At 49.1% G+C, this 8,041-nt stretch carries 6 protein-coding genes and 1 pseudogene; 2 read left to right on the top strand and 5 right to left on the bottom strand.

Annotated elements, in window-relative coordinates:
- Positions 1 to 1,227, bottom strand: a pseudogene (locus ACR0QE_RS12445) (NADH:flavin oxidoreductase); the annotation flags it as partial.
- A gap of 369 nt (positions 1,228 to 1,596) precedes the next feature.
- Here ACR0QE_RS12445 and ACR0QE_RS12440 point away from each other — a divergent pair.
- Positions 1,597 to 2,142, top strand: a complete 546-nt coding sequence (locus ACR0QE_RS12440; RefSeq protein ID WP_432628663.1) for a PadR family transcriptional regulator — start codon at positions 1,597 to 1,599, stop codon at positions 2,140 to 2,142.
- Here the strand turns inward: ACR0QE_RS12440 and malQ are convergent.
- The 4 genes from malQ to ACR0QE_RS12420 form a co-directional block, all read right to left on the bottom strand.
- Positions 2,139 to 3,710, bottom strand: a complete 1,572-nt coding sequence (gene malQ / locus ACR0QE_RS12435; protein WP_432628662.1) for a 4-alpha-glucanotransferase — start codon at positions 3,708 to 3,710, stop codon at positions 2,139 to 2,141. The two genes, ACR0QE_RS12440 and malQ, sit on opposite strands and share 4 nt — an antisense overlap.
- A gap of 55 nt (positions 3,711 to 3,765) precedes the next feature.
- Positions 3,766 to 4,629, bottom strand: coding sequence for an endonuclease/exonuclease/phosphatase family protein (locus tag ACR0QE_RS12430; RefSeq protein WP_432628661.1), 864 nt, complete (start codon positions 4,627 to 4,629; stop codon positions 3,766 to 3,768).
- A gap of 40 nt (positions 4,630 to 4,669) precedes the next feature.
- Positions 4,670 to 6,934, bottom strand: a complete 2,265-nt coding sequence (locus ACR0QE_RS12425; protein ID WP_432628660.1) for a PTS transporter subunit IIBC — start codon at positions 6,932 to 6,934, stop codon at positions 4,670 to 4,672.
- 220 nt (positions 6,935 to 7,154) lie between these two features.
- Complete coding sequence (locus tag ACR0QE_RS12420) at positions 7,155 to 7,283, bottom strand: hypothetical protein (RefSeq protein WP_432628659.1); 129 nt, start codon at positions 7,281 to 7,283, stop codon at positions 7,155 to 7,157.
- A gap of 283 nt (positions 7,284 to 7,566) precedes the next feature.
- On the opposite strand from ACR0QE_RS12420, the gene ACR0QE_RS12415 reads away from it, so the two are divergent.
- Positions 7,567 to 8,041: LacI family DNA-binding transcriptional regulator (locus ACR0QE_RS12415; RefSeq protein ID WP_432628658.1), on the top strand; the 475-nt coding region annotated here is incomplete at its 3' end.

The raw sequence follows: 8,041 nt of genomic DNA, 5'->3' as shown, positions 1-8,041 counted from the left end.
TCTCGCCGCCGTCCACGCTGCATACAGTCCGCCCGGACCTCCGCCTGCGACAAGTACCTTTTTCTTCACCGGGGCCGGATAAATCTCATCCCCCTCAAGTTCTCTGCCGATCAGCGGATTTACGGTACATCTTCTCGTCGCAGTCGCAGCGCGCTCTGCCATGCATGTGAAACAACGCAGGCAGTGCACAATCTCTTCATCCCTGTTCTCCATCACTTTGCGCGGAAGGCACGGATCTGCTAGAAGTGCTCTCGCCATGTAGATCACATCTGCCTTTCCGGAAGCGAGGATCTCCTCCATCTGCTCCGGATCATTCAGTCCGCCGATCGTCGCAACCGGAATGGAGACATGTTTCTTGATCTCTGCCGCCAGATAAACATTGCAGCCGTGATCCTTAAACATCGACGGGTGTGTATCTCCGAAGCCTCTCTGGTAAGTTCCCGCAGAGACATGCAAGAGATCGATCTTTGACTCCAGCTGCTGTGCAATCCGGACACCCTCCTCAAGATCATATCCACCCTCGAAGAGTTCAGATCCGCTGAAACGGAATTCAATCGGGAAGGACGGTCCAACCGCAGCCCGCACGGCATCGAGGACTTCTGATGCCAGTCTGCATCTATTCTCGAGAGAACCGCCATACTCATCCGTTCTGTGATTGAAATACGGAGATAAGAACTGATTAATCAGCCAGCCATGTCCGCCGTGAATCATAATCATCTCAAATCCTGCCCTCTTTGCAAGACCGGCGACCGTCCCGTATGCGGAAACGATCTCATCGATCTGCTCCTTGTTCAGTGCACGCACCTGCACGCCATCCGGGCGCACCGTATCAGACGGTCCCCACTGACACATCTCGTGCTGGCGCGATTTATCCGTCATGTAAGTTCCCGCATACATACCGGAATGAGACAGTTCCAAACTTGCAACCGCCCCGTGTCTTGAAATCGCATCTGCCGTGTAAGTCGCCGCTGCAAGTGAATTTAAGACTGCCGTGTCAAGGTGATAGGCATGAGAACCGTCCGTCTTCGGGTGAACCATACACTCACTCACCGTCACCGCTGCCGCCCCGCCTTTTGCGCGAAGCTCGTAAAATGCCGTGGACTTCGGTCCGATACAGCCATCATTTGTGATGTCTGTTCCACCCATCGGGGCAGAAAACATGCGGTTTGAAAATGTCTTTCCTGCAATCGTGATTGGACTGCAAAGATGCGGGTACTTGTACTTCATAGCATTTCCTCCATCTAATATTTTTGTATGTGTTGACAGGTTGATCGATTTTGTACTCTTATCTATTGTTATTTTTTTCACTATCTTATTGATTCTCATCAACATCCTTTTTTATCGTAACACTTCGATTTAAACATGTCAATATTGACATGTTTGTTTTTACTTATTTTTGTGATATAATGAGCGCAATAGAAAAACAAGCGACTGCGAAGCAGGCATTTATTTTTCTTGCGCCATTAACGGGCAAACCGCCTGCGTCAGCAGGCAGATGAGTGCGTCAGCACGGGTTTGTGAGTATGTGCTATAATGATGAGCGCAATAGAAAAACAAAAAAATAGAAATGAAAAAAGAAAGAGAGAATGATTGATTATGGGAACTTTGCGCTATGCCATTTTGGGACTTTTAAACCGCAGAGACATGAGCGGATATGAAATGTCAAAAGAATTTGAGACTACCCTGTTTGAATTCTGGACCGCCAGGCACAGCCAGATCTATCCAGAACTAAAAAGTCTCACAAAAGAAGGGCTTGTCGAATATAAAATCGAGGTTTCCGGAACCGTACTCGAAAAAAAAGTCTATTCCATCACAGAAAAGGGGCGTGACCTCTTTCTGGAATGGGAACAGACTCTTTTTCCAATGCCGGCCTCACCGAAAGATGAATTCCGGCTACAGCTTTTCTTTTCTGATTGTATCGGCGCGAAGCGCCAGCTTCAAATGCTGACCGACCAGCTCTCGCAGCATGAGCACCGCCTTCAGCATTTAAAGGAAAACTCCAAAAAATTTCCGACGCTTCCTCCGAAAGACACAGAAGATCTCACCGACTACATGGTTCTTCGTGGTGCCATCCTCCGAGAGGAAGCCACCTGCACCTGGCTCAGAGAGAGCATCGATCTCTGCAAACAGACAGAAGACTAGCTCTCCGATGCAGCGGAATCCCCGGAATTACCCCCGGGCATCTTTGGCTGATCGAGTTCATCCTGCCACTGCCAGTTCAGTCTTCCATACCGTCTGGCTGTATTTCGGATCTCTTCCTGAAGTGCAGTGCTAAGCTCGTCCTCCTTCAGACGCCATTTCCAGTTTATTCCAACCGTGGACGGACGATTCATCCGGCTCTTATTGTCCCGGCCGAGATAATCCTGCATCGGAATCACGCAGAGGGAAGCGCGGGAGCGCATGATCAGCGCAATAAAACTGCGGTAGAGATATTTCTTTGGCGTGTAAGCGTCGCAGAGATATTCTCTCGCAAGCTGCTGCTCTGCCGCTGTGATGCTGTTTAACCATCCTGCAATCGTCTCATTGTCATGCGTTCCGGTGTAGGCAACACAGTTTTCCGTGTAGTTGTGCGGCAGGTAATCATTCGCGCAGCCGGAATCCCGGGAATCAAACGCAAATTCGAGAACTTTCATGCCCGGAAATCCACTGTCGGATACCAGTTTCCGGACAGAATCCGTGACGTAGCCAAGGTCTTCCGCAATCACTTCTTTCTCTCCGAGAGCCTCTCTCACGCGTGAGAACAGATCCATTCCCGGTCCCTTCTCCCAGTGACCGCCAATCGCCGTCTTTGCCCCATACGGAATTGAGAAATACTCGTCAAATCCTCTGAAATGATCGATTCTCACGACATCATAGAGCTTAAAACAGTAATTCAGGCGCTGAATCCACCATGCATATCCGGTCTGGTGGTGATAGTCCCAGCGGTAGAGCGGATTGCCCCAGAGCTGTCCGTCTGCCGAAAATCCATCCGGCGGGCATCCTGCAACTGCAAGCGGTACGTTGTCTGCATCGAGCTGGAAGAGCTGCGGATTTGCCCAGGCATCGGCACTGTCCATCGCCACATAGATCGGAATGTCACCGATGATGCGGACTCCCTGACTGTTTGCATATGCCTTGAGTTTCATCCACTGTTTGTAAAACGTGAACTGAAGATACTGCTGAAACTCAATGTCAAAATACAGTTCTCTGCGGTAGTAATCCATCGCATTGTCCCAGCGCAGGCGGATATCCTGTGCCCACTCCGTCCAGGGTTTTCCATCAAAGCGGTCTTTCACCGCCATGAAGAGGGCATAGTCGGAAAGCCACCAGGACTGTTCCCGGACAAACTGCTGATACTCCTCATTCTCACTGATTCTGCTGCGCTCATACGCCTTTCGAAGAACCGGATAGCGGTGTTTGTACAGCTTCTCATAATTGATGGTTCCGTCCACCGCATCCTTCTCAAGAGCAGCGCACTCCTTCTTCGTCAGAAGTCCCTCCTCAATCAGGTCTTCCAGACTGATGAAATATGGGTTTCCCGCATAGGTAGAAAAGGACTGGTACGGAGAATCTCCATAGCTGGTCGGTCCGAGAGGCAGAATCTGCCAGTAACTCTGACCTGCCTTTTTCAGCCAGTCTACAAACTCATATGCACTCTTTGAAAAACAGCCGATTCCATACTTCGACGGCAGGCTGCTGATTGATAAAAGAACTCCCGCTGCTCTGTTCACCTTCGTCTCCCTCTCTCTTCCTTAATCCAATAATCCAATTTATTTACGTCGTCGCTCAATCTTGTCTCTTTTCATCCGGTTCCGTCTCTATCATCACTCCAAAGTGATCTGATACCTGCGGATATTTTCCTCCGTCACAGATCACCTGAGAGGAATCAACCAGAACCTCTCCTGCATGCCAGATATAATCAATCCGCATTCCGCTCTCCGATTTCCCGTCTTTCCAGCCATCAATCCCACCGGAAGCTGTGCTCCCCTCGTCCCGGTGTTTTGCAAGCAGGTAGGTATCTGACCATCCGCTCCCGCGAACCAGATCATACCCTTCTCCCCGAACGGAGGCAGGGCTGTTGAAATCTCCCATCAGCCACATGCCCTGCCGCTCTGTCAGCTGCGTTTTCTTGAGCGCGAGCCGCTCTGACACACATTTCCATTGTGCAGAAAACGGCTCCTCCTCATCCTTCCACCAGCCCATATGAACGCTGTAAAACCATCCATCCTCATTTTTCAGACCGACAATCTTGCGGGTTTTCCAGTTGTGATAATCGTCGACAGCACTGATCGTAAACTCATCGGTCTCCATCACCGGTTTTCTGGAAAAAATCGCAAGTCCTTCTTCATAGATCTCATATCCCAACTTTGCCGGAACCCAGGTCCAGAAATATTCCAGACCAAATTTTTTGAGCAGATCTGCCAGATTTGCCCCGTAGTTGTCTCTGTGAAGTCTTCCCTCATATCCGGCTGCCGGAATGTATCCGACCGCTTCCTCATCCGGCAGAGGCGAACCTGCCAGGCTCTGGCTCGCCTCCTGAAATGCCATGATATCCGGTTTTTCTCTCCACACAACCTGTGCAAACAATGCCAGTTTCTTCTCATAGTCCGGTTCTGCCAGACTATGAGCATTGAGTGTCAGAATTTTCATTTCTAATTGCCATCTCCTAAACAAATCACAACAGGCGGCCTTACAGAATATCGTTGATGTCCGATTTTAAGACATCCGCCTTCGGGCCATATACAGCCTGAATTCCATTGTCTTTCTTGAGCAGTCCCAAAGCGCCCTCTGCCTTCCATGCCGGAAGATCAGCCACCTTGTCCGGATCCTTTACCGTCACTCTCAGGCGGGTCATGCAGGCATCCACAAGCGTGATGTTCTCACGGCCTCCGAGAAGGGCGATGATGCGCTCTGCCTGACTGCCATTTCCAGTTCCCGCACCTGCTGTTGCTGCACTCTTACCGTCTGCAGAAGCCTCTGCACCGTCGTCCGCATTCTCATCCGTGTAGTTTCCGAGACGACCCGGAGTTGCAAATCCAAACTTGCCGATCATGAAGTATGCGACAAAATATCCGATTACAAAGAAGACTACGACACAGATCACAAAGTTGATCAGATCCCCTGCAAGTCCTGCTTTCAGAGAGATCGGAACACGGGTCAGAAACTCCAGATTTCCGAAAGAATGCAGGCGCAGATGAATCACACCTGCCATTGCAAATGCACATCCCTGTAAAACAGCGTACACCACATAGAGCGGAAGTGCACAGAACATAAACATGAACTCAAGCGGCTCCGTCACACCTGTCAGGAAGACAGCTAAAACCGTGGAAACAAACATGGAACGGTAATTCTGACGCTTGTCCGGATCCACTCTGCGGTACATTGCAAGTGCGATACCGAGAAGAAGTCCCGTTGCACCGATCATCTGTCCGACTTTAAAGCGCGCCGGAGTTACCGTTGTCAGAAGCGTGTTGTAGGCATCCATATCGCCTGCATTCTTGAAATTAATCAGATCCGTCACCCATGCAAGCCACAGCGGATCCTGACCAAACACCTGAGCACCTGCATTGATTCCCGTCTGGATCGTGTAGGTGCCGCCGAAGGACGTATAGTTCATCGGAATCGTCAGCATATGGTGCAGACCAAACGGAAGCAGAAGACGTTCTAAGGTTCCGTAGATAAACGGTGCCAGAATCGGGGAGGTGGAAGAAGAATTTGCAATCCACACACCAAAAGCATTGATTCCGGACTGGACAACCGGCCATACAACTGCAAGAACCAGAGAAATCACAACAGACCATGCGATGCAGACCATCGGCACGAAACGTTTGCCGTTGAAGAATGCAAGCGCATCCGGAAGTTTGCGGAAATTATAATACTTATTGTAAATCACACCGCCGGCAAAACCGGAGATAATGCCGACAAATACACCCATATTCAGGGCCGGCGCTCCGAGAACCGAGGTGAAATATCCGTTTACAAGAATCTCTTTTCCAAACAGGGTGTGGGTCACAGCATCTGCATCACTGAGCATCGCGGAAGTCACACCGAAGATCGAACCTGTGATCTGGTTGATCAGAATGAAAGTGATGATTGCTGCAAACGCACCGCCTGCTCTCTCCTTTGCCCAGGAGCCGCCGATTGCGATTGCAAACAGAATGTGCAGGTTGTTGATGACTGCCCATCCGATATTCTCCATCGTGCTTCCGATCGTTCCAATCATAGAAATATCGGCGCCGGCCATCTGGACAAGTTTTCCAAGGCTGATCATCAGTCCTGCCGCCGGCATAACTGCGATGACCGTCATCAGCACCTTGCCGAGTTTCTGAAGAAAATCAAAGTTTACAGCCGGCTTCTTGGAATCTTTTGCAGTTGCTTTTTCAGCTGCCTTTTTCTCCGCTTTGCCAGATACGGTTTCCGGAGTTTTCTCCGCTTTCTTTTCTTCCGATGTAGCGGCAGCTGTCTGATGGTCACAGCTCTCAAGAACGGTAAGAAGCACGCTCTCCCCTGCTTTCATCTCTCCCTCTCCGTAATTCAAGCTCTTTCCTGCAAGTCCTCCGCAGATCAGAACCGGAGTCACTGCGCTGATCTTTCTCTCTTTCAAGAATTCCAGATCAACCTTTGCCAGTCTCTGTCCCGCTTTCACGTGATCTCCCGGCTTCACAAATACTTCAAAGCACTCCCCCTTTAAGGATACGGTCTCCAGACCCACATGGATCAAAAGTTCCAGACCGTCCTCCGTTCTCAGGCCAAACGCGTGCTTGGTCTCCGCAACGGATGCCACCTCGGCATCCACCGGGCTCACAATCGTTCCGTCTGATGGGATGACTGCCATTCCGTCTCCGATTACTTTCTGTGAAAATACCGGGTCATCCACCTGCTCCAGCGGGATTGCTTTTCCTGTAACCGGCGATAAAATCCGGATTCCCGTACAGGATTCTTCTCTGTTATCCATACTGTAACCTCCCTCATACACTCCTGTTTTTTGGATTTTCCCCCTGATGTCCTCTCTGATGCTGTCTCTTATTTTTCTATGCGGTCCACATCCCATAGATGCCTGTGTGTTGTTGCGCTTGTTTTGTGCAACCGCTTGCATTAAATATAATCCGTTTGCATGGATTTTTCAAGTGTTTCCTGTGCTTCTTTTTTGATTTCCATGTTTTTCACAATTTTTCTCAGGGTTTTTGTGCATTTTGTCCTATCTCTCTCCTGTTTTTAAGCAGGCGGATTCTCTGCCCACCCGCGCGTTTTCCTGCTTTTTTCCAATTTTTCTTCCTGTTCTCTTGTTCTTCTGTTCCAATCATCCTCATTCGTCCCTATGTTTCGTTTGTGCAAACGTGCATTTTATTTATGCAATTTTCATGCAAACGCAAATTGACATTTTAAAGTTTTTCTACTACAATAAAAAATGAATCAAAAAATAAGATTCCGATTCTCTTTGAAGAAAAATTTCTGAAAAACAGGGAATGAAAAAAGAAAAATAGCAAGAAAAAAAATATAGAACCATAAAAAAGAAAAATAGAAACATAGAAAACAAAAAAGTAAAAAGTAAAATCAACAGAAATCAAAATCGGAGGATATCCCACTATGGCAGTTACAATCAAAGATGTTGCGGCTCTCGCCGGAGTCTCACCTTCCACCGTCTCCAGAACCTGCAAAAATAACCCCTCAATCAGCGCAGAGACGAAAGAAAAAGTCCGCAAAGCGATGAGCGAGCTCGGCTACGAGCCAAATTTTCAGGCGAGCAATCTCGCCACACAGAATTCCCGCACAATCGGAATCATCCTTCCGCCCTCTGCAAGGGATGCTTATGAAAATTCCTTTTATCTTGAAGCGATCCGCGGAATCAGTCAGTTCTGCAACCAGAGGCAGTACATCAACACGATCATCACCGGTGACAGCACAGACGAGACCCTTCAGGCCATCCGCTCAATGACGCGCAGCGGACAGGTGGACGGATTCATTGTGCTCTACTCAAGACGTCAGGACCCTGTCACCGATTTTTTATACAACGAGGGACTCTTATATGTGCTGATCGGAAAGGCCTATCAGTTCGCCAATC

The organism is Brotaphodocola sp. (assembly GCF_050873065.1).
GTDB lineage: Bacteria > Bacillota > Clostridia > Lachnospirales > Lachnospiraceae > Brotaphodocola.
Note: the sequence above shows the minus strand (reverse complement) of the source record. Positions and strands in the feature narration are given on the sequence as shown.